This window comes from Falsirhodobacter sp. alg1 (genome assembly GCF_000739715.2).
Taxonomy (GTDB): domain Bacteria; phylum Pseudomonadota; class Alphaproteobacteria; order Rhodobacterales; family Rhodobacteraceae; genus Falsirhodobacter.
Map to the genome: position 1 here is coordinate 1 of NZ_BBJC02000052.1, position 790 is coordinate 790.

Annotated in this window: 1 protein-coding gene and 1 pseudogene; both read right to left on the reverse strand. The window is 60.5% G+C overall.

Annotated features, from left to right (window positions below; genetic code table 11):
• Positions 1 to 256: 256 nt before the first annotated feature.
• Positions 257 to 511: a ribonuclease P protein component gene (rnpA, locus tag TR36_RS14110; protein WP_370553450.1), complete on the reverse strand. Its 255-nt coding sequence runs from the start codon at positions 509 to 511 to the stop codon at positions 257 to 259.
• 11 nt (positions 512 to 522) lie between these two features.
• Positions 523 to 790: pseudogene (locus TR36_RS14115) on the reverse strand (FHIPEP family type III secretion protein); the annotation flags it as partial.

Here is a 790-nt window from a genome sequence, read left to right on the forward strand (position 1 = left end):
TGGTGAATATTCTTGTGTTGCTCATCATCACCTATATTCCGGCGATCTCGCTGTTCATTCCAAATCTGCTGTTCGGATAAGCGTCGTATTCTAGCAGTCATCGACAGGATATGAAAAAGGCCGCCCGGGTGAGGGCGGCCTTTCCTGTGTCTGTATTTCCGGCGCCTCAGATTTCGAACAGCGCCTTGCCGTTGTCCTGATGCCGTTGTGCCAGCTTCTTCATGAAACGACCCTTTTCCGGAATGTAGTAGCGGTGTCATTTGTGGATCTGCCGCAGCGCAACCTTCAGATCGTTCATCAAGGCAGAGAATTCGCGCGTGCCCGTCACCTTGGGGCGTCCGACCAGCACGTAATCCCACCCGTCGCGCCCGAGTTCGGGCAGTGTCAGGCGGGCAATCTCGCGCAGACGGCGCTTGGCCCGGTTCCGCGCCACCGCGTTGCCGAGTTTTTTCGAGCAGGTGTATCCGACCCGCATCGGGGCATCATCGCCCCGTGCACGTGCCTGCAGCAGAAACCCTTGCCGTCAAAATCAAGAATGTCCCCCAACGGGCGCGGTGCATTTTCCGCCGGCATCTCGGGGGCGGACAGGGGGGGCAGGGCGGCGCGCGCCATACCATGCGGCGGCCCCAAGTACGGCCGCTGCCGCAATGAAAGGAACGAAAGGCATGCCGGGAATAAGGGCGAACAATGCCATCAGGGCCGCAACGGTGCCCAAGGCTGCAGGATAGCGCCCCAATTGTTTGAAAAAGGCCACATCCGCAGGGCCGGTCGCCCCGCCGCGCGTCAGGAG